The sequence below is a fragment of the Rummeliibacillus sp. POC4 genome, from assembly GCF_003576525.1.
GTDB lineage: Bacteria > Bacillota > Bacilli > Bacillales_A > Planococcaceae > Rummeliibacillus.
Genome location: NZ_QWUA01000033.1, coordinates 1 through 26,172, shown reverse-complemented (window position 1 = coordinate 26,172; position 26,172 = coordinate 1). Strand labels below are relative to the sequence as shown.

Annotated in this window: 20 protein-coding genes, 1 other RNA gene and 1 other annotated feature; of the genes, 19 read left to right on the top strand and 2 right to left on the bottom strand. The window is 35.7% G+C overall.

The genetic code is table 11. From position 1 onward, the window contains the following. The first annotated feature begins 75 nt into the window (after positions 1–75). The 9 genes from D1606_RS11570 (at position 76) to D1606_RS11530 (ending at position 7,605) form a co-directional block, all read left to right on the top strand. Positions 76–1,320: a LysM peptidoglycan-binding domain-containing protein gene (locus D1606_RS11570; RefSeq protein ID WP_158582368.1), complete on the top strand. Its 1,245-nt coding sequence runs from the start codon at positions 76–78 to the stop codon at positions 1,318–1,320. 3 nt (positions 1,321–1,323) lie between these two features. Continuing rightward, a complete protein-coding gene (locus D1606_RS11565) occupies positions 1,324–2,187 on the top strand; it encodes an aminoglycoside phosphotransferase family protein (protein WP_119416171.1) in 864 nt (287 codons plus the stop codon). Between the two features lie 135 nt (positions 2,188–2,322). After that, positions 2,323–2,943, top strand: a complete 621-nt coding sequence (gene ruvA, locus D1606_RS11560) for a Holliday junction branch migration protein RuvA (RefSeq protein WP_119416170.1) — start codon at positions 2,323–2,325, stop codon at positions 2,941–2,943. A 19-nt stretch (positions 2,944–2,962) separates the two neighbouring features. Then, positions 2,963–3,967, top strand: a complete 1,005-nt coding sequence (gene ruvB, locus D1606_RS11555) for a Holliday junction branch migration DNA helicase RuvB (protein WP_119416169.1) — start codon at positions 2,963–2,965, stop codon at positions 3,965–3,967. 66 nt (positions 3,968–4,033) lie between these two features. Next, positions 4,034–5,083, top strand: coding sequence for a tRNA preQ1(34) S-adenosylmethionine ribosyltransferase-isomerase QueA (gene queA, locus D1606_RS11550; protein ID WP_119416168.1), 1,050 nt, complete (start codon positions 4,034–4,036; stop codon positions 5,081–5,083). Between the two features lie 3 nt (positions 5,084–5,086). Then, a complete protein-coding gene (gene tgt / locus D1606_RS11545) occupies positions 5,087–6,229 on the top strand; it encodes a tRNA guanosine(34) transglycosylase Tgt (RefSeq protein WP_119416167.1) in 1,143 nt (380 codons plus the stop codon). Positions 6,230–6,270: 41 nt separating this feature from the next. Next, positions 6,271–6,546: a preprotein translocase subunit YajC gene (yajC, locus tag D1606_RS11540; RefSeq protein ID WP_119416166.1), complete on the top strand. Its 276-nt coding sequence runs from the start codon at positions 6,271–6,273 to the stop codon at positions 6,544–6,546. Between the two features lie 140 nt (positions 6,547–6,686). Then, a complete protein-coding gene (locus D1606_RS11535; RefSeq protein ID WP_158582367.1) occupies positions 6,687–6,920 on the top strand; it encodes a hypothetical protein in 234 nt (77 codons plus the stop codon). A gap of 52 nt (positions 6,921–6,972) precedes the next feature. Then, positions 6,973–7,605, top strand: a complete 633-nt coding sequence (locus D1606_RS11530) for a DUF421 domain-containing protein (RefSeq protein WP_119416164.1) — start codon at positions 6,973–6,975, stop codon at positions 7,603–7,605. On the opposite strand, the gene D1606_RS11525 is transcribed toward D1606_RS11530, so the two are convergent. Further along, positions 7,600–9,117, bottom strand: a complete 1,518-nt coding sequence (locus D1606_RS11525) for a putative polysaccharide biosynthesis protein (RefSeq protein WP_119416163.1) — start codon at positions 9,115–9,117, stop codon at positions 7,600–7,602. The two genes, D1606_RS11530 and D1606_RS11525, sit on opposite strands and share 6 nt — an antisense overlap. Before the next feature lie 82 nt (positions 9,118–9,199). Here D1606_RS11525 and D1606_RS11520 point away from each other — a divergent pair, with 82 nt between their 5' ends. From D1606_RS11520 to dtd, 7 genes are all read left to right on the top strand, one after another. Further along, complete coding sequence (locus D1606_RS11520; RefSeq protein ID WP_158582366.1) at positions 9,200–9,529, top strand: post-transcriptional regulator; 330 nt, start codon at positions 9,200–9,202, stop codon at positions 9,527–9,529. Positions 9,530–9,816: 287 nt separating this feature from the next. Beyond that, a complete protein-coding gene (secDF, locus tag D1606_RS11515) occupies positions 9,817–12,087 on the top strand; it encodes a protein translocase subunit SecDF (protein WP_119416161.1) in 2,271 nt (756 codons plus the stop codon). Positions 12,088–12,348: 261 nt separating this feature from the next. Then, complete coding sequence (locus tag D1606_RS11510; RefSeq protein ID WP_158582365.1) at positions 12,349–14,274, top strand: S8 family serine peptidase; 1,926 nt, start codon at positions 12,349–12,351, stop codon at positions 14,272–14,274. 223 nt (positions 14,275–14,497) lie between these two features. After that, positions 14,498–16,843, top strand: coding sequence for a single-stranded-DNA-specific exonuclease RecJ (gene recJ / locus D1606_RS11505; protein WP_119416159.1), 2,346 nt, complete (start codon positions 14,498–14,500; stop codon positions 16,841–16,843). Positions 16,844–16,845: 2 nt separating this feature from the next. Then, positions 16,846–17,358, top strand: a complete 513-nt coding sequence (locus D1606_RS11500) for an adenine phosphoribosyltransferase (protein ID WP_119416158.1) — start codon at positions 16,846–16,848, stop codon at positions 17,356–17,358. Between the two features lie 208 nt (positions 17,359–17,566). Next, positions 17,567–19,759, top strand: coding sequence for a RelA/SpoT family protein (locus tag D1606_RS11495; RefSeq protein ID WP_119416157.1), 2,193 nt, complete (start codon positions 17,567–17,569; stop codon positions 19,757–19,759). Between the two features lie 16 nt (positions 19,760–19,775). Then, positions 19,776–20,216 (top strand): D-aminoacyl-tRNA deacylase, encoded by a 441-nt coding sequence (dtd, locus tag D1606_RS11490; RefSeq protein WP_119416156.1) that lies wholly within the window; start codon positions 19,776–19,778, stop codon positions 20,214–20,216. Between the two features lie 54 nt (positions 20,217–20,270). Here the strand turns inward: dtd and D1606_RS11485 are convergent, their stop codons facing one another. Further along, on the bottom strand, positions 20,271–22,097 hold the full coding sequence (locus D1606_RS11485; RefSeq protein ID WP_158582364.1) for an SH3 domain-containing protein: 1,827 nt from the start codon (positions 22,095–22,097) through the stop codon (positions 20,271–20,273). A gap of 116 nt (positions 22,098–22,213) precedes the next feature. Continuing rightward, positions 22,214–22,447 (top strand) — a binding site (T-box leader). 127 nt (positions 22,448–22,574) lie between these two features. Here D1606_RS11485 and hisS point away from each other — a divergent pair. From hisS to ssrS, 3 genes are all read left to right on the top strand, one after another. Beyond that, entirely contained in the window at positions 22,575–23,840 is a 1,266-nt protein-coding gene (gene hisS / locus D1606_RS11480) for a histidine--tRNA ligase (RefSeq protein WP_119416154.1), read from the top strand. A gap of 15 nt (positions 23,841–23,855) precedes the next feature. Next, on the top strand, positions 23,856–25,634 hold the full coding sequence (gene aspS / locus D1606_RS11475; RefSeq protein WP_119416153.1) for an aspartate--tRNA ligase: 1,779 nt from the start codon (positions 23,856–23,858) through the stop codon (positions 25,632–25,634). 171 nt (positions 25,635–25,805) lie between these two features. Further along, positions 25,806–25,989: non-coding RNA, 6S RNA (gene ssrS / locus D1606_RS11470), on the top strand. Positions 25,990–26,172: the final 183 nt, after the last annotated feature.

The window sequence follows — 26,172 nt, the reverse complement described above, 5'->3', positions numbered from 1 at the left end:
GGCGTAAACAAATAAGATTCGAGTGTCCAAATAATGATGCTTTTCATATTGTATAGAGACGGAAGGAGGAAAAACGTGCGCGTTCATACTGTCAAAAAGGGCGAAACTCTCTGGAAAATCGCAAGGCAATACGGTGTTCCTTTTGAGGACATGAAAAGATTAAACGCCCATTTAGCTAATCCTGATTACATTGTTCCAGGAATGGAATTATTTTTACCTGATGCGCCCAAAAAGGAATTACCTCAGAAACAGGTGGAAGAATCTTCTGTAGCGCAGCCGAAGGAGCAACCGGTAGTAAGACCAAAAGAACAACCGGTGGCACCAAAACCAAAGGAGCAACCAGTAGCAAAGCCAAAAGAGCAACCGATAGCAAAACCAAAAGAACAGCCGGTGGCACCAAAGCCAAAAGAACAGCCAATTTCAAAGCCGAAAGAACAACCAGTCTTACCAAAACCAAAAGAGCAACCAATTGTAAGACCAAAAGAACAGCCGATTAAAGTAAAAGAGCAACCAAAAGCACCTCCAAAAGAAATGCCTATACCAATTGAAGAACCCAAACCAATACCTCATATACATCCATATGAAGAAGCCCGCCCCGTCAGAGCAAGAATCGAGATAATAGAACAACATGAGGAGGAATTCTTTATCAAACCGGAACATGAAAATAAGCAGGAACCAATCTGTGAACCATGTACAAAGGAAGTCCAGATGCCAGCACCAATCCCGATCCCTACTCCACCACCAATGCCAATGCCAGTACCGGTGCAAATGCCGTGTCAACCAATGCCAATTCCATGCCAACCAATGCCAATCCCATGTCAACCAATCGTAGCACAACCACAACCGTGTGGCTGTGGTGGACATCAAATGATGCAGCAATGGCCTGCAGCAATGCAGCCGGCACAGATGATGCAGCAATGGCCCGCAGCAATGCAGCCAGCGCCAATGATGCAGCAATGGCCAACACAGAATATGGCTCAACAATGGTCCGAATCCATGATGTCACCAATGGAAGAAATGCCAATGGCTGTGCCAAACTGGAATATGCCAGAATCTACAAGAGAATGTGAATCATCAATATATGAAACTACTCAACAGCAACAAGTAGATGCGTGGCAGAACATGCCGGCGATTCCTTATGCACAGCATGCTGAATCTTGGAACTTTGCACCACCAATGTCTTATCAGCCAATGCCATACCAACATATGATGTGGCCTGGACATGGACATTGTTGTTCACCGTATCCACCAGTTCATCATTATCCACAACCACAACCATATTACATGCAAGATTTCCCGCAAGCAGGTAATGAGTGGTAATACGTGAGCAACTTCGACGTGAAAAAGAAGATTAAATCTAATGTCTGGCATTGTCAGTTAGATAAAAAAGAATTTGTTATGAAAAAGTACGATAATTTAGCGGTTGCTAAAAAAGTAAAAGCGATTCATGAAAGTCTTGCTGACATTCAGTTTCCGCATACGTTATCAGAAGTTAAGTTAGAAGATAAAAACATACTTATACAACCATGGATAAAAAATGCTAGAGCATTTAATTATCAATCCAGATTGGATCGTACAAATTCTCTAGCAATTTTACATCAGCTACATCAAACCGGAGAAAAAATAGATTGGTCAAAAGAAGAATTTCGTTTACCAACATATGATTTGAGACTTAAATGGCAAGAAAGGTTACAGAAATTCATGTTGCATTATACACAAGTATCTGTATACCTTGGTGCAGACAATTGTAATCAGTTAATCTTATATGCTCAAGAAGCGTTAGCAGGATTTAAACACCTAGAACCTTTAAAAAGTGAAAAGACATTACTTCATGGAGATATCGTACATCATAACTTTTTAAAGAGTTCGAATGGGAAAAACATTTTAATAGATTTTGATTTGGCTTCTTATGGGCACCCAGAGGAAGAACTGATTATGTGGATGCATCGGGTACTGCCAAACGTAAATTACAATTTAAATGCATTACTTAGAGAACAACCATCACTTAAAAGAGTACCAGAAACATACTTACAGACATTACGTTTTCCTAACGAGTTATTACGTGAATGGATGTATGTAAAAAACGTAATAACGGAAAGACAACAGGCATTTGTAGAAGAACTAATAAGCTTTACGGAAGTCGCGCTCTCTTCATGGCCAAAACTGTGGTATGATTGTGGTAAGTGAAAATAGTATAAAAGCAAGTTTTCTAGGATAGGCCGGTTTTGGCCTATCTTTTTTCACTATTAAAGTAGGTTGACGTTTTATGACATATATAAAATTATGCTATAATCGATAGCGTTGAACAAAAGGAGAATTGCTATGTATGACTACATAATGGGGACTGTTACTCGTGTAACGCCTGAATATATTGTGATTGAGCAACAAGGGATTGGCTGGCAATTATATACGCCAAATCCATTTGCATTTCAAGTGAATAAGGAAACAATAAAGGTCTTTACTCATTTACATGTACGTGAAGATGCACAACTATTATTTGCTTTTAAAACGTTAGAACAACGTGAATTATTCCGCAAACTTATTCAAGTATCAGGAATTGGACCAAAAGGTGCATTGGCAATATTAGCAAGTGGTAACCCTAGTCAAGTAATTTCTGCTATTGAACAAGAGGATGAAAAATTCCTAGTAAAATTCCCTGGAGTCGGTAAGAAAACAGCTAGACAAATGATTTTAGATTTGAAAGGGAAGTTAGATAGTTTACTTGGAGATATAGAATTACCTAGTGCTGACGACGAATTACCATTGTTCGGTGTAAATCCGAATAAGCATGAATTAGAGGAGGCGCTTTTAGCCCTTAGTGCTCTTGGCTATTCTGAAAGAGAGCTTACGAAGATTCACCCACAATTGGATGAAGATAATCGTTTAAGCACAACAGAAGAGTATATGAAACAAGCTTTGAAACTTTTGTTAAAACAACAGTAGATAGAAAGGAGGTAATACAATGGATGACCGTGTCGTTTCAAGTGAAGCTACAAAAGATGATGATCAGTATGAATTGTCGTTACGTCCCCAAAACCTTGTGCAATATATAGGGCAGGATAAAGTAAAAGAGAATTTGAAGATTTTCATAGAAGCTGCTAAAATGCGCGAAGAGAGTCTTGACCATGTCCTGCTATATGGACCTCCTGGACTTGGTAAAACAACGTTGGCAGCAGTTATTGCCAATGAAATGGGCGTTAATATTCGTATGACAAGTGGCCCAGCGATTGAAAGGCCAGGAGATTTAGCTGCTATTGTCAGTTCACTTGAACCGGGAGATGTCTTATTTATCGATGAAATTCATCGATTACCACGAGCTATTGAAGAAGTTTTATATCCTGCTATGGAAGACTTTTGTTTAGATATTGTAGTAGGGAAGGGACCTCAAGCACGTTCAGTAAGACTAGATTTGCCTCCTTTTACATTAGTTGGTGCAACAACGAGAGCTGGAGCACTATCTGCTCCACTTAGAGACCGTTTTGGTGTATTATTACGTTTAGACTACTATGATGAATATTCATTGACTGAAATTGTTCGTAGAAGCTCTGAATTGTTTGGAGTGAATATCGATAAAATTGCAGCAGGAGAGATTGCAAGGCGCTCTCGTGGAACACCGAGAATTGCCAACCGTCTTTTAAAACGAGTGCGTGATTATGCTCAAGTAATTGGAGACGGTGATATTACCCTTAAATTAGCACAAGACGCATTAGAACTTCTTCAAGTTGATCCGCTTGGATTAGATCATATAGATCATAAACTAATTGAGAATATGATTGAACGCTTCCGTGGGGGACCAGTAGGGTTAGATACTATTGCCGCAAGCATTGGAGAAGAATCGATGACTATTGAAGACGTATATGAACCATATTTAATGCAGATTGGTTTTATCCAAAGAACACCAAGAGGTCGCATAGCTACTGCACTTGCATATGAACATTTTGGCTTTGCTTATCCATCAGGGTCATAATTTGATGTGAAATTGGATATTTCTATAAATCCATTAACAAACCAAATAATAAGAAGGAAGTTTAACATGAAATTAGAAGATTTTGATTACTATTTACCAGAAGAATTAATCGCACAAACACCATTAAAAGACCGTGCTTCTAGTCGTCTTATGGTGTTAGATCGTGAAACTGGTGAAGTTTCCCATCATCATTTCCGTGATATTTTGGATGAATTACATGAAGGGGATTGCCTAATTCTAAATAATACTCGAGTATTACCTGCACGTTTAATCGGTGTGAAAGAAGAAACAGGTGCTCATATTGAAGTATTATTATTAAAACAAACAAGTGATGACCAATGGGAAACACTTGTAAAACCAGCTAAACGTGTAAAAGTGGGTACTGAAATCACTTTTGGTGACGGTTTACTAAAAGCAACATGTACTGGCGAATTAGAACACGGTGGCCGTATGTTTAAATTCGATTACGAAGGAATTTTCATCGAAATTCTTGAAAAACTTGGTACAATGCCATTACCACCATATATTCATGAACAACTAGAAGATCAAGAACGTTACCAAACTGTTTACTCTAAAGAACTTGGATCCGCAGCTGCTCCAACAGCAGGTCTTCACTTTACAGAAGAATTGTTAGATCAAATTCGTGCAAAAGGTGTAAAAGTAGCATTCCTAACATTACATGTCGGAATCGGTACTTTCCGTCCAGTAAGTGTTGAAAATATCGAAGAACACGATATGCATGCAGAATTTTATAACCTATCTGAAGAAACTGCAAAAGTGATCAATGATACAAAAGCAAATGGCGGACGTGTCATCGCAGTTGGAACAACTTCTACTCGTACTCTTGAAACAATTGCACATCGTAATGATGGCCAAATTGTTGCAGAATCAGGTTGGACAACTATTTTCATCTACCCAGGTTTTGAATACCAAGCAATTGATGGAATGGTTACAAACTTCCACTTACCAAAATCTACGCTTGTTATGATGATCAGTGCACTCGCAGGCCGTGAAAATGTGTTAAATGCATATAAAATTGCTGTAGAAAATAAATATCGTTTCTTCAGTTTCGGTGATGCAATGTTCATCCGACCAAAAGCAAAGAAAGGAAATTAATACATGTCTCAAGCAATTCGATATGAGCTTATTAAAACAGATAAGCAAACAGGTGCAAGGTTAGGAATTGTGCATACACCGCACGGCTCCTTTGAAACACCAGCATTTATGCCAGTTGGCACACAAGCAACAGTTAAAACAATGTCGCCAGAAGAAGTAAAAGGAATGGGTGCTGGCATTATTTTAAGTAATACGTATCACTTATGGCTTCGTCCAGGTCACGAAATTATTCGTGAAGCAGGTGGGCTACACAAATTTATGAACTGGGATCGAGCAATTTTAACGGACTCAGGCGGTTTCCAAGTATTTAGTTTAAGCGATATTCGTCGTATTGAAGAAGAAGGCGTTCATTTCCGTAACCATCTAAATGGAGACAAGCTTTTCTTAAGCCCAGAAAAATCAATGGAAATTCAAAATGCTCTTGGTTCAGATATTATGATGGCATTTGATGAATGCCCTCCATATCCAGCTACGTATGAATATATGAAGAATTCTGTGGAACGAACTTCAAGATGGGCAGAACGTTGCTTAAAAGCGCATGCTCGTCCAGAAGACCAAGGGTTATTTGGGATAGTACAAGGTGGGGAATTCGAAGACCTTCGTAAACAATCTGCGAAGGATTTAGTTTCTCTTGATTTCCCTGGTTATGCAATTGGTGGTTTATCAGTTGGTGAACCAAAAGATATTATGAATAGAATGCTTGAATATACGACACCATTGTTACCTTCCAACAAACCACGTTATTTAATGGGAGTAGGTTCACCAGATTCATTAATCGATGGAGCCATTCGTGGTATTGATATGTTTGACTGCGTTTTACCAACTCGTATTGCACGAAATGGTACATGTATGACTAGTCAAGGACGTTTAGTTGTGAAAAATGCTAAGTATGCTCGTGACTTTGGACCACTTGATCCTAACTGTGATTGCTATACTTGCAAAAACTATTCACGTGCATATATTCGTCATTTGATCAAAGCAGATGAAACATTTGGTATTCGTTTAACTTCATATCATAATCTATACTTCTTACAAGATTTGATGCGTCAAGTTCGTCAAGCAATCCGTGAAGATCGCCTTGGTGACTTCCGTGAAGAATTCTTTGAACAATATGGTTTTAATAAACCAAATGCAAAAAATTTCTAATTCTTGTATAATAAATGCTAGAGATAGAAAGGGGGATATAAATGCAAGGTTTACAAGGTCTAATACCGATGATTATTATTTTTGCGTTAATGTATTTTATGTTGATTCGTCCAGCTCAAAAACAACGTAAAAATACTCAATCAATGCAAAATAGTTTGGCAAAAGGTAATAAGGTTGTTACAATTGGTGGTTTACACGGTGAAATCGAAGCAATCGATGACTCATCAGTGTTGATCAAAGTTGAAGATGGCTCAAAATTACGTTTTGAACGTGCTGCAATAGGGAAAGTACTAGATGGAGCAACAGCTACAAAATAATTTAATAAATAATTATTATCGTATAAATAATATTGTGAGTTCAATACTATTTATACATTAAAAAGCCTTTATTTCTCTTGAAATAAAGGCTTTTTTCCATATTTGAAGAAGTTAATAGTATACCATTCTGAAGGGAAGCAGTGACGGTGTCTAAAAAACAACACAATATTCATAAGAAAATTGAACAGTTAGGATTTGATGATGATACGATTCATGCACGCTTGACTGCAAAACAGCGTATGTTTCAAAATCGTTCAGGAAGCAATCGTGTTAGAGTACCTACTAAACCAAAATGGATTCGCTCATTAGGGTTCATTGTTTTTATATTACTTATGTGTGGATTAGTAATAGTTGCAATTTCTCTTTTGTTATAATGCATAATTTTATGGGAAAGACAAAGGATAGAAGTTAAAAAGGGGTCATGATGTGAACGATTTTATAATAATCGCATTTCGTACGTTCTTCCTATACTTTGTCATTTTAATTATTTTCAAGTTAATGGGGAAACGTGAAGTTGGGGAATTAAGCGTAATGGATTTGGTGATTTTTATATTAATTGCAGATGTAGCTTCGTTTGCAGTGGATAACCCGAAAAGAAGTTTATTTGAATCCATTTTACCAATGATCATCCTATTAGTTATACAAGTAACTATTTCATTTATTTCCTTAAAAAGTAAGAAAGTTCGTGATAAAATAGATGGTGATCCAACAATAATTATTCGTGATGGTGTACTTTTAGAAAAAGAGATGAAAAGACAGCGTTATAATTTAGATGATTTGTTCCAACAGCTTAGAGAAAAAGACATAGGTTCTGTACAAAAAATAGCGTATGCATTTTTAGAACCATCCGGAAATCTGTCGGTATTTATGAAGGATAATTTACCGCCAATTTTGCCATTAATAGTAGACGGTGAGATTCAAAAAAGACATCTATTATTAATCAAAAAAAGCGAACGATGGTTAAGAAGTGAATTAAGTAAAATTGGACATGACGATCATAGTAAAATTTTTTACTGTTGTTTTGAAGATGGTAAGATCCATGTCCAATTGAAATCATAGTCTTTTTCTTAATGTCTTCGTTAAGTAACGAAAATCATTGATACGAATTTGATTGGTAAACATTAGTACAACAAATATGATCGCAAGAGTAATCGAACCATTTATCCATAGGTTAAATTGAGAAGTAGGAATAATGTATTCGCGAAAAACAACGATTAAAATGGAAGCCCAGTAAGGTATGATAAATAACTTAAACCCGGTATCGACATATTTCTTTTTTCGAATAGTTGCGATATGCAAGAAGGAAGTGATGAGTACACCAAAACCGATTGCAATAACAGCACCCGTTTCCGCAATTTCTGGTTGAGATGCGAGAGCGAGCATTACTAAAAGTTTGCCAACTCCGCCATATACAGAATTCATCATAGCAGCTTTTGCTTCATCTAATGCTTGCAAGATAGAATTTAATGGGCTCTGAATATAATAAAAGAAGAAAATAGGTGCTAATAATTTCATATACCCTCTATCTTCTGATAGATGGAAAAGCTTGGTTGCAAATTCATCACCATATAGATAAAAGAAAACAGCACTGAAGCAACCGACAATTGTAGATAATCTTAGAGCGATATGCACTCTCTCTCTTAGCAATGATTGATTGCCTCGGGCGACAGCATCACTTACTGCGGGAATTAGTACAACAGCTAAAGCAAAAGGAATAAATGATGGGAACAGCAATAATGGTATATGCACACCTGAAATAATGCCATATTGCTTTGTTGCAGCTGCAGCGGTTAATCCTGCTAAAGTCAAAGCTTTTAAAAATACAATTGGTTCTAAAAACCAAGTAAAAGATCCAAATAGTCTACTACCTGTTGATGGTAACGCAATATCTAAAATCGGTTTTGGAGAAGAATAACCAGTCGATGATAGCACGAGTCCTTTTTGTTTTGCATGTAAATATTTCCAATACAAATAGATTAGAGCAGCTGCTTCAGCGAGCCCTGTAATTACCATTGCGTAGGTTGCTGTCATAGCTGGGTTATCTTGTACAACGCCATATGGTAAAAGCCATGTAATCATTGCAATTCGAATGACTTGTTCGATTGTTTGGGACCAAGCTGTTTCTTCAATACGTGCAAGGCCTTGGAATAATCCTTTCAAAAGAGCAGAAGCAATTGAAAGTGGAACAGTGAACAATGAGACATATAAAAGCATTCGCACATGATTATCATGTAAGAGATTTTCAGCTAAATACGGGATGAATAATAGTATAAGTGGAAAGAAAATAAGTATAGATATATAGCTTAATAGTCTTGATGTTCGCATTAACTTACTAATTTCAACTCTTTTACCTTTTGCCTCTAGTTCTGCAACGATTTTCGCAATGGCAGTTGGTATACCTAATTGGACAAGGGATAAAAAGAATATAAATGCTGGATATGCTGTCATGTAAACTCCAACAGCGTCTTCACCAGCAACTCGCATAAATTGCATTCGATATAAGAATCCTAATAATTTAGAGAGTAGAACCGCTCCCATTAATAAAAATGTGCCATGGAAAAATGAAGTCATAAGGTCCCTTCTTTCTATATATACAATTTCATCGGAAGAATAAATCTTGTACGTTCAAAATACTGAAAAGGACGTGAGTATATTGGTAGTTCAATATGAGCAATTGTTTCAAAAAGTATTACCTGTCCTATCGATTAGAAAAGCTGATTTTAAGATGGAAGGTTTAAAACATATTACTGAACAAGATATTTGGCGATTTTTGGTTTCTAAAAAATGGAGAAAGATAGATGAATCCGATTTAGCTTTACATAAAGTAATTGAAGATATATTTTCTTTAACTGCTGCTCAGTATATGACTTTCACACAAGTAGAAGAACTAAAAAGTTCAAATTGGTTTGCTCCTATTAACGAAGAAGAATTTCAATTATTAATAGGTAAAGGAAACTCAAGCTCACAAGAAATTTCTTCATAAAATTGTAAATAGTATATGGGATTGATTTGACAGGTAGACAAACCTGTTTCATAATAAACGTGTTATGCAATAAAATGTAAGCTAGAATCAATAGAATTAGAATTATGTATTTAGAAGAATTCTACGCTTCATAAGGGCAATTCATGCTCGTAATTGGAAGATAGTTTACTGACTAGGACAACACTTCTATACAAAGTAGTGACAGGACAACTAGCTAACAAAACGGACATTAAGAATTGTCTACTGTCATTAGTAATACCGCGGTATTGTTTGAGGAGGAAGTTTTAATGAAATTAAAAAGCCGAATCGTCGCGTTCCTGATGATTGTCGTTGTAATTGGCGCACTTATGGGAACGACCGTTAAAGGCGTACTAAGTAATATTAACTTAGGCCTAGATCTTCAAGGCGGCTTCGAAGTTCTTTATCAAGTAGAACCGTTGAAAAAAGGACAGAAAATTACGGAAAGTGATGTTAAAGCAACAGCAGAGGCCATTAGTAAACGTGTCAATGTTCTTGGTGTTAGTGAACCAAGCATCCAAATTGAAAGCGGAAATCGTATCCGTGTTCAATTAGCAGGTGTAAAGGACCAAGAATCAGCGCGTGAAGTTCTTTCAAACCAAGCAAATCTAACTTTCCGTGACGTCAATGACAAAGTGTTATTAGACGGTAATGATTTGCAACAAGGAGGAGCAAAAGCAGCATTTGACCAAGAAGGTCGTCCGATGGTTACACTTAAACTGAAAGACCCTGATAAGTTTGGTCAAGTAACTAGCAAGATTGCTGCAATGGGATCACCTAATAATTTATTGGTAATTTGGTTAGACTTCGATGAAGGAAAAGATTCTTATAAAAAAGAAGTTTTGAAAAAAAATCCTAGATTTGAATCTAATCCACAAGTTACTCAAACAATCAATTCAAAAGATGTTCAAATCACTGGTAATTATACAGTACAAGAAACTAAAGATTTAGCAGGTATTTTAAATGCTGGTGCACTTCCTGCTAAACTTACTGAAATGTATTCAACTTCTGTTGGTGCACAGTTCGGTGATGAAGCTTTAAATAGTACAGTATTTGCTAGTATTATTGGTGTAGCGCTAATCTTTATCTTTATGTTATTGGTTTATCGTTTACCAGGTTTAATAGCAGATATTACACTTACTATTTTCACATTTATTGTTTTAGTATTGTTTGACTGGATTCATGTAGTCTTAACTCTACCAGGTATTGCTGCTTTAGTTCTTGGGATAGGGATGGCAGTTGATGCGAATATCCTTATGTATGAACGTATCAAAGAAGAATTACGTGTTGGTAAATCTGTAAAAGCTGCGTTCCATTCGGGCTCAAAATCGTCATTCACTGCGATTTTTGATGCGAATATTACAACGTTACTTGCAGCTGGCGTATTATTTGCTTTTGGTACAAGCTCCGTTAAAGGTTTTGCGACAACATTAATCATTTCAATCTTAGTCAGCTTTTTAACAGCTGTATGGGGTACACGTATCCTATTAGGATTGCTTGTTAATAGTGGTTATTTAGATGGAAAAGTTGGATTATTTGGTGTCAAAAAATCTCGTGTTCATAAGATTGAAGAGGGTGTTGATACACTTGATCTATCAACACATTTCGATCGTTTCGACTTTGTACACAATCGCAATAAATTCTTCGCATTATCAGCAGTCTTAATCATCGCAGGTATGATTATACTAGGTATTTTCAAACTGAACCTTGGTATTGATTTCACACATGGTTCTCGTGTTGAAGTTACATCTAATCATGCATTAACGAAAGATGATGTAGAATCTTATATTGATAAAATTGGTTTTTCTTCAGATGATATTGTCATTTCAGGAAACAAAAATGACCGAGCAGTCATCCGATATAAACACGATTTTTCAAAAGATGATGTTAAAAAGTTAAATGCTGAGTTCAAAAAAGAATATGGTGATACACCTAGTATTAGTACAGTTTCACCAACAATCGGTACAGAATTAGCGAAAAATGCTGTAAAAGCATTAGTTTGGGCAGCACTTGGTATCATTATTTATGTCGCTTTCCGATTCGAATGGCGAATGGGTATTGGTGCAATTGCCTCATTACTTCATGACGTATTCTTTATGGTAGCGATATTCAGTCTATTCCGTATAGAAGTAGACATTACTTTTATCGCAGCTGTATTAACCATTGTCGGTTACTCAATTAATGATACAATCGTAACATTTGACCGTATTCGAGAAAACTTACATCGCGTTAAGAAGATTAAAGATGCTGACGATTTAGCGCATATTGTCAATAAATCATTACGTCAAACTTTAGGACGTTCTGTTAATACAGTTATGACCGTAATTGTAGTAGTTGTAGCGCTATTAATCTTCGGTGCAAGCTCTATATCCACATTCTCAATCGCGTTATTAATTGGTTTAGTAACAGGTATGTATTCTTCTATCTACATTGCAGCCCAAATTTGGTACGTATTAAAAGTACGTGAAATGAAGAAAAAAGGGCATGTTGATGTAGATAAAAAGAAAAAACAATGGGGATCAGACGAGCCTGTAGTGTAATCTATTTCTCCAGTATTTAAAAAATGAAAAACCAACCTATTGTATTTCAGTAGGTTGGTTTTTATTTTAAAAAAAATAGTATAAATGTTACTGGATAGTATTAATAAAGTATTAAAATAGGCATAAAATTATGATATTATAAAAGTGTATAAAGTACTTAATATGTAATAAAATAAGGTTATTAGAACTACTTTTGCGGACGCGTAAAAATTTGGTGTGGTGGGATGTGCTAAATTTTAAAAGAAAATGGAGAAGTAAATGATGAGTACAAAAAAATGGATTATAGCATATTTGACAATGTGTATTATTTTCGTGATTTCCCCATTATTTTCTCAAGCAAAAGATGAGCAATATCAAAATGTGATGATTGTTTATAATGATGACGACGGTAAAAAGCAAGTTTTAGAACAGGCAACTAAAACGGAACATACATATGAAAATCTACATACAATTGAAGGCTCTTTTACAAAAGAAGCAATCGATTCTTTAAAGGGGACATCTGGTATTAAAGTTGTTGAAAAAAAACCAGCAACACTTCAAATCGAAAATACATCTAGTTCAATACTTACAACAATTACACCAAATTGGAATATCAATGCGGTTAACGCACAAAAAGCATGGGCTTCCGGTTTAACAGGGCAAAATGTAAAGGTAGCAGTCATTGATACAGGTGTGGCTATCAATAGCTCATTACCTAATGTGAAGCGATATTCATTTGTAGATGATAATCCAACAACTCGTATTGATGATAGTTCACCATATGATATAGATGGGCATGGCACATTTGTCTCAGGAATCATTGCTGCAAGTTTAACTTCAAGCCAATTATACGGCAATATTGTAGGGATTGCTCCGGATGCTACGATATATAGTCTAAAAGTATTTGAAAAAGATGGAGCAAGTATGGAATCTATATTAAAAGCACTTGAATGGTCGATTGAAAATAAGATAGATATTGTTAATATGTCGCTTGGAACTCCAGATGATGACCCAATCTTAAAAAATGCGATCCAAGCAGCTTATAACGCTGGTTTAACAATTGTCGCTGCTGCAGGAAATGATGGTATCGGAAAAAATGTAGAATATCCTGCAAGATATGATGGTGTGATTGCTGTTTCTTCAGTGGATCGTAGCAATCAGATTTCTTATTTTTCAAACACCGGTTCAAAGGTGGAATTTACAGCACCAGGAAGTGATATTTATAGCTTAGGAATTAATGGCAAATACGAAAAAGGTTCTGGTACTTCTTTTGCTGCTCCTCATGTTACGGGCATTTTAGCATTACTAACCCAGCAATATCCAGATTATAATAACGAAAAGCTTCGTAAAGTTCTCAGAAATTACACAATTGATCTAGGAAGTAAAGGAAAAGATCCATACTATGGATATGGTTTAGTGAATTATAATTTAACAACACCAGATGACGTCCAAAAGCTTGAAGTTCATAACATCACAGAAAATTCAGCAATGATTTCATTTGCGCCCAAAGAAAAATCTATAATACCTTCTGAAAAATATAATATATATATAAATAATAAACGAATTGCTACAACAACAGGACATGACTATACTTTTACTAATTTAAAAGAGGGTACTACCTACAAAGTTTTAGTTGAATCAGTGAGTGCTAATAATATTGCTTCAGCAGGTAAAGATATTGCCTTTACAACGATAAAACCAACTGTAGAGGAACAGTACATAAAAAAATATAGAAATACTATTACAAGTTGGATTTCTAGAGTTGAAAAAGGACAATCATTAACGTTCCAAACACAATTTGCCTACCTTTATTCAATAAGAGAAGGTTTATCAAAGTCTCAAAAAAAATTGCTCTCTAATTATAATAAGAAGATAAAACTAGTTATTATTTCTTCTACTTCAACATCTAGTTATGTAAAAGCATCAAACTTAAAAAGTCTTAAATCAAAAAAAACAACAACTATTACATTTGGCACAGCTTTAAAAACTAAAACATTAACAACAAGTAAAGTGTCGATTATTCATGCTGGTAAAAAAATAACTGGTTTTAAACTTAAAAAGGATACAAAAGGAAAAACAATTAAACTATCAACAACCAAAACGTTAGCGAAAGGAAATTACGTAATCTTCATAAATAACAAAGGTGTCAAAACTTCAAAAGGAAAACAATTATCTAGACCAATTGCAATTGAATATGTCTTAAAATAATTTAAAGAAACAATAGTAATGTAGAAGAAACTGAATAACAAACATTTATAATAACGAATTTTCCAAAATGGAAAGAGACGCTTTTTGTTCAAACTTAAACAGAAAATGTCTCTTTTCTTTGGCTATTCTATCTCTATCATCCACGCATTCGATTTAAAATAGTATTCTACTTTCAATAATGAGCATATATTTTGTATAATGAATTTCATGAGGAAGTGACATAATGACAGCAACTGAAAAAAGATGGCGTATTAATCGCCCAGATGAACAACTAGTGAAAAATCTTGTTGACGGACTTAAAATCTCTTCTATATCAGCAAAAATTTTAGTAGCACGTGGTTTCACAACAATTGAAGAAGCTCGTGCTTTTTTAATGATAGATGAGCATGCTATCCATGACCCATTTGAAATGCACGGCATGAAAGAAGCTGTTGAACGAATAAATAAAGCCATACAAAATAGAGAAAAAATATTAATATATGGGGATTACGATGCTGACGGGATTACAAGTACAACTGTGATGAAAACGGCGCTTCAAGATTTAGGAGCTGATGTCTCACATATGATTCCAAATAGATTTACCGATGGTTATGGGCCTAGTGAAAGATTATTTAGAGAAGCACATGAAAAAGGCTATCAACTTATTATTACTGTGGATAATGGGATTGCTGGAAACAAAGAAGTTCAGTTGGCTAAAGAGTTAGGGATGGATGTAATCATCACGGACCACCATGAACCAGGTGAAACACTACCTCCAGCAGATGTTATCATCCATCCAAGACACCCAGATGGACATTATCCTTTTGGAGAATTGGCTGGTGTAGGTGTTGCATTTAAAGTGGCACACGCATTATATGGAGAATTTCCAAAGCACTTATTGGAAATTGCGGCAATCGGGACTGTAGCCGATTTAGTTCCACTATTAGATGAAAATCGATATCTAGTAAAAGCTGGTATTGAAGCACTGCAATATTCTACGAGACCCGCTATTAAAGCAATAGCCAAAGTATCCGGTGTAAATCAACAAGAAATTGATGAAGAAACAATTGGTTTTGCTTTTGCGCCAAGATTAAATGCATTAGGAAGATTGGGAGATGCAGCTCCTGGTGTTGACTTCTTAATGTCTCAAGATATGTCTGAAGCGATGTCGATGGCCGAATATTTGAACGAGCAGAACAAAGAACGGCAAGAAATGGTTAAAAATATAACTGAACAAGCTATTACAATGGTTGAAAATGATGAAGAAATTGGAAATTCACAAGTATTAGTCATTGCAGAAGAAGGATGGAACCCTGGAGTAGTTGGAATAGTTGCATCAAGATTAGTAGAAAAATATTACAGACCAACTATTATACTTTCAGTTGATGTGGAAAAAGGGATTGCCAAAGGTTCTGCACGTTCTATAGAAGGATTCCATATGTATAAAGAGCTTGCAAAAAATAGAGATATCTTACCGGCTTTTGGGGGGCACCCTATGGCTGCAGGGATGACACTCGCAATGGAAGATGTTGACGAACTGCGCTATCGATTAGACAAGCAAGCTAGAGAATGTTTAACAGAAGAGGATTTAACACCTGTTTTAGATATTGATATACCGCTTACTCTTGAGGAAATTGATATACATGCAATCGAAGATGTACGTATGCTTGGACCGTTTGGCACTAGCTTTGCTAAACCTGTCTATGGAATTGAAGATGCTTCAATCCAATCAATGCGAAAAATTGGTGCTAACGAAGATCATATAAAAATACAAATAGTTTCAAATAATTATGAACTTGATGCTGTAGGATTCCATAAAGGGTATCTTGCTGACGAGTTAACATATGGTATCAAAGTATACTTTGCAGGCGATTTACAAATTAATGAATGGAATGGCAAAAAGAAGCCACAATTGATGTTACAAGATGTTCATACTGATGAATGGCAATTATTTGATCTTAGAGGAATTAGACAAGTTGCTAGGTGGCTCCAAACAATCCCACTTGAAAGTGCAACTTTTATAGCTTTCAGGGAAGAAACTTTAAACTATTATGAATCTTTAATACCTAAAAAAATTCAAAGTTATTCGGATGATATATCAGAAGAAAGTTGTATGAAATATATTGTAGTTTTAGATTTGCCACAAAATGTTCAAATGTTAGAGCAGCTTTTAGAAAATGTAAAACCAAGCAGAATTTATGCACATTTTTACATCCCAGATTCTCATTATTTTGATGGAATGCCTACAAGAGAGCAGTTTGTCTGGTATTATACTTTTTTAAGAAAAAGACAAGTATTTCAATTACGACAACATTTAAATGAGTTGGCAAAGCATAAAGGTTGGAGCCGAGATATGCTTATTTTTATGACACAGGTGTTTTTTGAACTTGGATTTGTTACAATAGAGAATGGACTCGCGAAAGTTGTAGATCATCCACCGAAAAAAGAGTTAACAAGTGCGAAAATCTATCAACAACGCGCGCAACAAATGGATTTAGAACAAACCCTATTGTATGCACCCTATAAGGATTTAAGAGAGTGGTTTGACCTTCGTTTAAATGGTCAATCAGTTTCTGAGGAGGAACAATAATAATGGATTTAAAACAATATGTGACAATCGTAGAAGATTGGCCTAAAGAAGGTATTTCTTTTAAAGATATCACAACAATTATGGATAATGGTAAAGCATATAAATATGCAACCGACCAAATTGTAGAATATGCAAAAAAAGTTGGAGCAGAATTGATCGTAGGTCCAGAAGCACGTGGATTTATCACAGGATGTCCGGTTGCTTATGCACTTGAAATAGGTTTTGCACCAGTACGTAAACCAGGTAAATTACCACGTGAAGTCATTACTGCAGATTATGGCCTTGAATACGGTAAAGATACATTGACAATGCATAAAGACGCAGTAAAACCAGGTCAAAAAGTATTAATCGTAGATGATTTACTAGCTACTGGTGGTACAGTAGATGCGGCAATTCGCTTAGTTGAACAACTTGGTGGGGAAGTTGTCGGATGTGCTTTCTTAATCGAATTAGAAGAATTACATGGCCGCGATAAAATTCAAAATTATGATGTCTTTACACTTATGAAATACTAATCTTTTAGCCCTCATTGCATTTGCATGAGGGTTTTCTTTTATGATTTTTAATACATATTGTGAATCCTTGAAGATATTGCTTCAAAACTATGTGAAATTTGTCGAATTATCAATTTTTTCGAGGAAATAGCCTTTACAAATAGGCTATTTTTTTTATACAATTAACTTTATACCTAATCGGAAAAATTATGAAATAGGGTGGGCTAACATGGCGAAAGATCAAGTGATGACAGTAGAAGAAGTTTTCTCAATTCTAACATCATATATGAATGAAGAACACGTTGCATTCGTAAAAAAAGCATATGAACTGGCAAAGGATGCACATAAAGAACAGTTCAGAAGTTCAGGTGAGCCATATATCTTACATCCTGTACAAGTTGCAGGTATTTTGGCGAATTTACAAATGGATCCAGAAACAGTTGCAGCAGGTTTTTTGCATGATGTCGTTGAGGATACACCTGTCACACGAGAAGACCTGGTTGAACAATTTAGTGAAGAAGTCGCAATGCTTGTAGATGGTGTTACAAAATTAGGGAAAATTAAATATAAGTCAAAAGCAGAACAACAAGCCGAGAATCATCGCAAAATGTTCGTAGCAATGGCGCAAGATATACGTGTCATTCTCATTAAATTAGCAGACAGATTACATAATATGAGAACGTTAAAACATTTACCAGTCGAAAAACAACGCCGTATCTCAAAAGAAACACTTGAAATCTTTGCTCCATTAGCTCACCGTCTAGGAATTTCAGCTATTAAGTGGGAGTTAGAAGATACTGCTCTTCGTTATTTAAATCCTCAGCAATATTACCGCATTGTCAATCTGATGAAACGTAAACGAGTTGAACGTGAGGACTATTTAAAATCTGTAATGGATGAAATTCATGTTCAACTAGATGATATCAGCATTAATGCGGATTTATCAGGACGTCCGAAACATATTTATAGTATTTATCGCAAAATGGTATTGCAAAACAAGCAATTTAACGAAATCTACGACTTGCTAGCTGTACGAGTCATTGTGGATAGTATTAAAGATTGCTACGCAGTACTAGGAATTATCCATACGCTTTGGAAGCCAATGCCGGGTCGTTTCAAAGACTATATTGCAATGCCAAAGCAAAACCTTTATCAATCACTTCATACAACTGTAATAGGGCCATATGGAGATCCTCTAGAAGTCCAAATTCGTACTAAAGATATGCATAAAATTGCTGAATACGGGGTTGCTGCGCATTGGGCATATAAAGAAGGCAAAACAGTAGATAATAATAAATCGAATATTGATAATAAGTTAACTTGGTTCCGTGAAATTTTAGAATTCCAAAATGAGTCTTCTAATGCAGAAGAATTTATGGAATCTCTTAAATTCGATTTGTTTTCTGATATGGTTTATGTATTTTCTCCAAAAGGTGATGTTATTGAATTACCATCAGGTTCAGTACCAATTGATTTTGCTTATCGTGTACACTCAGAAATCGGTAACAAAACAATTGGTGCCAAAGTAAATGGGAAAATGGTGCCTCTTGATACACCTTTAAAAACAGGTGACATTATAGAAATTATGACTTCTAAACAATCATTTGGACCGAGCCGAGATTGGTTGAATATTGCACAATCGTCACAAGCAAAGCATAAGATTAAGCAATTCTTTAAAAAGCAATTGCGTGAAGATAATGTCAACAAAGGTCGAGAAATGATTGAAAAGGAAATCATTGAACAAGGGTTTGACCCAAAAGAAATTCTTACATCTGAAAACTTTAAACGTGTATGTGAGAAAATGAATTATGCCAACGAAGATGATTTAGTTGCAGCTGTAGGATTTAATGGTATGACGGCTCTTCAAGTCGTTAATCGCCTTGCTGAGCGTGTCAGAAAACAACGTAGTCAAGAGGAAACTTTAGAGAAAATTACAAAAGAGATGAAAGCACCTTCAAAAGAAAAGGTTACTGAAACAGGTGTAATTGTTAAGGGATTGGATAATTTACTCATTCGCTTATCTCGTTGTTGTAATCCGGTACCAGGTGATAACATAGTTGGCTTTATCACAAAAGGTCGTGGTGTTTCTGTACACCGTGCAGATTGTTCGAATATCCAAACATCAGAAGATCGTGAACGATTAATCGATGTTGAATGGGGACACAATTTAGAACAACATAAATTATTCAATGTAGATATTGAAATTTCAGGCTTTGACCGAGTAGGCTTGTTAAACGAAGTGATACAAGTCGTTACAGAAACGAAAACTTCGATTAGTGGTATTAGTGCACGAACTGATCGTGATAAAATTGCTACCATTAGTCTAACTTTACAAATCAAACATATTCAACATCTATACAAAGTAGTAGATCGCGTAAAACAAATTCCAGATGTCTATTCTGTTCAACGTGTAATGCACTAAGATTGGAGATATTTTAATGAGAGTCGTTTTGCAACGAAGTAAAGAAGCATCTGTTACAGTGGATGGAAAAGTAACAGGGAAAATTGATCAAGGATATGTGTTATTAGTTGGAATTACACATGGAGATACAAAAGATGATGCAGATTACTTAGCAAAGAAAATTGTTAAAATGCGTATTTGGGAAGATGATGAAGGTAAGATGAATCACTCTATTAAAGAACATGGGGGAGACATTTTATCTGTTTCCCAATTCACTTTATATGCTGATACAAGAAAAGGGAATCGGCCAAGTTTTACAGATGCAGCCCGCCCTGAAGAAGCGTTTGGTCTATGGGAATACTTTAATAGTACTCTGTGTGCACTGGGACTTCATGTTGAAACAGGTGTCTTTGGTGCAATGATGGATGTAAAACTAACAAATGATGGACCTGTTACAATTATTCTTGAATCTAAGTAAACAAAAAACACCTGATTATAAATCAGGTGTTTTTTGTTGGCATTTCATTAGATGTTAATCACGACCATAATAAGATAAAAGACCGTTTACAACACCTTTTGCTACAGTTTCACGATATGCATTCGTATTTACTAATTTAGCGTCTGAAGAATTTGACACAAAGCCTAGTTCTAATAGTACAGAAACAACAGAATTATATCTTACAACGTAAAAGTCCATTGCTCTTAATTTACGATCGTTGTAATGAGGGTATTCTTCTTCAACAGCATCTTTAATACCGTTGTGAATGGCTTCTGCAAATTTTTTACTACTTACTTTAGCTGAACTTGAATAATAACTTTCATAGCCAGTAGCAGATGGACTAGCAGAATTGTGATGAACACTAATAAAGGCATTTGCACCTTTTTGTTTTGCATAGGCAGCACGCTGATCAAGTGTTAAGAACTGATCATCATTAGTACGTGTCATGTACACTGTTCCGCCAACTTTTTCAATCGCAGCCTGAATTTCTTTTGCGGCTTTTAAATTTAATGTTTTTTCTACAACCTTATTACCAGAAGCGCCGTTATCTTGTTTACCGTGGCCTGCATCAATGACGATTTTGATCCCTTTTAGAGAGCCTTTAACACTGTCAGAAACGGTTGTTGTTGGTTTCTTAGTAGTGATATTACTACTTGCGGTATTCGCTGAAATCCAACCTTTTTGTTTTGATGTATATTGAACTTCAACCCAATTATTATTAGACACTCGTAAAACTTTAAAGTAGTTTCCTTTCGAAACTTTACCAAGAGAAGGAGCTGCAGTAGTTGGTAAAGAGCGAACATTTAAAGTACCAGATTTCATCACAAAGTATTTTGTTTTAGATGGTTTTTCAGCAGTAAATGTTATGTTCTTTGTGGAAGCAAATCCATAGTAAGTACTACCGTTAATCCAACCTTCAATATCATCGTAATTGACATAAATCCATCCGTTACTTGCTTGTTTTAAAATTTGGACCTTTGTCTCAAATGGTACTTCTTGTCCAAGAGATTTAGCACTTGCACTATAATTATCTCTTATTGTTAGACCGGTTGGTTCTGTAACATAATAGTAGGTAGTTTCTTCTGGTACAACAACAGTGATAGAACTTGTAGTAGGTTCTTTAACTTTTTGAGTACCATACTTTGCAGAAACCCAACCTTTTTTTCCTGTTTGGTATGTTACTTCAACCCAATTATTACTAGCAATACGAGAAACTAATAGAGATTCGTTTTTCTTTACATAAGCTAAAAATTTTGAAGACGAATCTGGTTTTGATCTTACAGTTAAAGAGTTAGCTGTAACGACAAAGTATAAATTCTTTTTTGCATTTGTGATTTTAGGACTTGTAGTTTTAGCTTTGTTAGAAATTGTTACATATGTAGCGCTAACCCAACCAGTAATACTTGAAGTTTTAATCTTTACCCAACCATTTTTTTGTTGGATATATGTAGCAGTTTTTCCTTTGTTTAATTTTCCTAATGATTTAGAGTTAATGGAATTGGATTTTCGAATATTAAGGTTGTCCGTCTTAGAAGTAACAATTTTTGAAGTAGTTGATGCGGTTGAAACCGTTGTTTTGACAGTTTTTAAATATTTGGCAGAAGCCCAACCCGTTTTGTTTTTATACTTCACTTGATACCAATTTCCACTTTTCTTTACCTTTAGCAAAGTAGTATTCGTCTTTACAGTCGTCATGACTTTTGAACTAGTGTTAGGAGCAGTTCGAATATTAAGCGAAGTTGCAGTAACCTTTAACTTCGTATAAGCGGCATTTGCATTGGGAACTACTGCGAACATTGAAAAGATTAAAACTAGACAAATTGAGACAATAGTCGCTGTATTTAGTTTAATAGTATTCATTTTCTTCCTCCTTTCTTCCATTGTAAGATGAAAAGAGATAAAAAACTATAAGTTTTTTCAAACAGTTGACATATTTCGCTGAAATGTTATCATATGAAGTAATCTTTAAGAAAAAATGTATGCCTATGACCAAGAAAGTAACGATCAAAAAGTACTTTTTAGAGAGGAAAAGACGTGGCTGAAAGCTTTTCTATAGTACTGATTAGTGAAAAACACTTGAGAGGCTTTTCTTCGAACGATTTATCTAGTAGGGGAAAACGGTATCGGCCGTTATCCGATTTGAGAGGATTTAGTATTAGCTAGATCAACTAGGGTGGAACCGCGGAAGCTTAATAGCTCTCGTCCCTTGCGTAATGCAGGGGATGAGGGCTTTTTTATTTTTCTTTGGGATTTTAGACAATCTCAATTATTCAAACTATCCGAAATTGAGTTGGCAGCTTAGTTGGTTGAGCTATTAAATATAGAAAGGAGACTGTTATGAGTTTTAAAGTACCTAGAGGCACACAAGATATTCTGCCTGGTCAATCAGAAAAATGGCAAAAAGTTGAGGGAATTATTCGTCATTTATGCCATACGTATCGTTATGAAGAAATTCGTACGCCAATGTTCGAGTCTACTGAATTATTCCAACGTGGTGTAGGCGATACAACAGATATCGTTCAAAAAGAAATGTACACATTTGAAGACCGTGGTGGTCGTTCTTTAACACTTCGCCCAGAAGGTACAGCCGGTGCTGTTCGTGCTTATGTAGAACATAAAATGTTCGGTCAACCTGACCAACCAGTTAAATTATCTTATATTGGTCCAATGTTCCGCTATGAGCGCCAACAAGCAGGTCGCTATCGCCAATTCGTACAGTTTGGCGTTGAGGCTATTGGCAGTAAAGACCCTGCTATTGATGCAGAAGTTATTTCACTAGCGATGAATGTCTATCGTGCTGTTGGTTTAACAGACTTAAAATTAGTCATTAACTCACTAGGTGACAAGGAGGTTCGTGATGCGCACCGTGAAGCACTTATTAATCACTTCCAACCGCATATTCATGAATTTTGCTCTGATTGCCAAAATCGCTTAGAGAAAAACCCTCTTCGTATTTTGGACTGTAAAGTAGATCACGACAACCCATTAATGGCTACTGCGCCTGCTTTAACAGATTTCTTGAACGAAGAATCAGCAACTTACTTTGAGCAAGTAAAACATTATTTAGATGTTTTAGGAATCGAATATGAAGTGGATCCTAACCTTGTACGTGGTCTTGACTACTATAACCACACAGCATTTGAAATTATGAGTACATCAAAAGGTTTTGGTTCAATTACAACACTTTGTGGTGGTGGTCGTTATCACGGACTAGTTGAAGAAGTTGGCGGTCCTGATGTGGCTGGTATCGGTTTTGCGATGAGTATTGAACGCTTATTACTAGCTCTTGAAGCTGAAGAAAAGAGTCTTGATACAGATTCTTCACTTGATCTATTCATCGTCGCAATGGACGATGCAGCAAAGGAAAAGGCTGTAGAGCTTGCAAGTACTTTCCGTACAAAAGGTATTGCGACAGAACTAGATTACGCAGGTCGTAAAATGAAAGCACAAATGAAAGCAGCTGATCGTCAAGGTGCTAAATGGGTGATTGTACTTGGCGAACAAGAGCTAGAAGAAAATGCTGCAAGTGTGAAAAATATGGAATCAGGCAACCAAGAAAAAGTACCATTCCATGACTTGGTAAACTATTTACAAACACATTAATTGGAGGAATCATACATGGCAACACGCACACATGAATGTGGAGTTTTGCGCGCTGAAAATATTGGCGAGCGCGTCGTATTAAAAGGTTGGGTACAATATCGTCGTGACTTCGGTGGTTTAATCTTCATCGATTTACGTGACCGTACTGGTTTAACACAAGTTGTGTTCACACCAGAAAACTCTCAAGAGGCACTAGATCTTGCAGATACATTCCGTAGTGAATATATTATCGAAGTAGAAGGTGAAGTACGTCCACGTACACCAGATATGGTTAACCCTAACTTAGATACTGGTATGATTGAAGTTTATGTTGATAAAGTAACATTAATCAACAAATCAAAAACACCACCATTCCAAATTGAAGATCGTATCCAAGTAAACGAAGATTTACGTTTAAAATACCGTTATATAGATTTACGTCGTCCTGTAATGTATAAAACATTTAAATTACGTTCTGACGTAACAAAAGTTGTACGTAACTTCTTACAAGATGAAGGCTTCCTAGAAGTGGAAACACCTATCTTAACAAAATCAACTCCTGAAGGTGCTCGTGATTATCTTGTTCCATCACGTGTTCACGAAGGTGAATTTTATGCACTTCCACAATCACCACAATTATTTAAACAATTATTGATGGTATCTGGATTTGAAAAATACTTCCAAATCGCTCGTTGTTTCCGTGATGAAGACTTACGTGCTGATCGTCAACCAGAATTCACTCAAATCGATATGGAAATGAGTTTCTTAACACAAGAAGAAATTCTTGATATTAACGAACGCTTAATCCAAAAAGTGATGAAAGAAATTAAAGGAATCGATATTCCACGTCCATTCCAACGTATGAAATATGACGAAGCAATGTCTCGCTATGGTTCAGATAAACCAGATGTTCGTTTTGGTTTAGAGTTAATCGATTTAACAGATGTTGTTGATGGATGTAACTTTAAAGTATTTGCTCAAACAGTTGAAGCAGGTAACCAAGTTAAAGGTCTTAACATTAAAGGTGCAAACGACAAATATTCTCGTAAAGACTTAGATGAATTAACAAAATTCGTTGGCCGTTATGGTGCAAAAGGTCTTGCATGGATTAAAGTCACTGAAGATGGTCTTACAGGTCCTATCGGTAAGTTCTTCCAAGATGAATATGGTCAAAAATTAGTTGAACGCATGAAAGCAGAACCAGGAGATACATTAGTATTCGTAGCAGATAAAAAATCTGTTGTTGCTGATGCTCTAGGTGCACTTCGTAAAAAACTAGGTAAAGAATTAAACTTAATTGACGAATCACAATTCGCATTCTTATGGATTACTGATTGGCCATTACTTGAATACTCAGAAGAAGAAGGACGCTATACTGCAGCTCACCACCCATTCACACGTCCATTTGATGAAGATCTTGATAAAATGGAAACAGCTCCTGGCGAAGTTCGTGCTCAAGCATACGATATCGTATTAAATGGTTACGAACTTGGTGGTGGTTCACTTCGTATCTATGAAAAAGAATTACAAGAAAAAATGTTCAAAGTACTTGGTTTCACTCAAGAACAAGCACAAGAACAATTTGGTTTCTTAATGGATGCATTTGAATACGGCGTTCCTCCACATGGTGGTTTAGCATTCGGTCTTGACCGTTTCATCATGCTATTAGCTGGTCGCGATAATTTACGTGACACAATCGCATTCCCTAAAACAGCTTCAGCAAGTTGCTTACTAACAGATGCTCCAAGTTCTGTTGCAACCGCTCAATTAGATGACTTACACATTCGTACTAAAACTTTAGCCGACGAAGACTAGACTCATCTAAAAGCTTTTAAATAAGGGGATATCTTTATAAGCGTGTAATCACACTTATGGGATATCCTCTTTTTATGTATAGAAAAGGGAGATTTATTTTCAAATTTAACAGATAATTATCATTATTTATTTTGATTTTTCTGAACATTAATGTTAGTATTAAATCAACAGCAAATCCTGATATGTTTGTTGAAACTTAATCAGTTTTGACCGAACATAATATCGTTGGGAGTTGTCATTTTGGAATGGCAAACATGCCTGTAATGGGACTTTTAAAGTTTCAAATACGACACCCACCTGCAAAGAGTGCGGGTTCAAAGCGATTTGTAAAAACAACGGCATAATTGGGATTTGCTATTTAAAGAGACCATTAACCTCCAATTCTAATAGGATTGGAGTTTTTTTGGTGCATCATTATTAATATAAGGATACGGATTATTCAAAATACGAAAATCGTTTTATATAGTTAGATGCTAAATTCATAACGTCAGAATACATTAAATAGATAATAAGTATTTCTATAGCCTGTAAAAAAGGG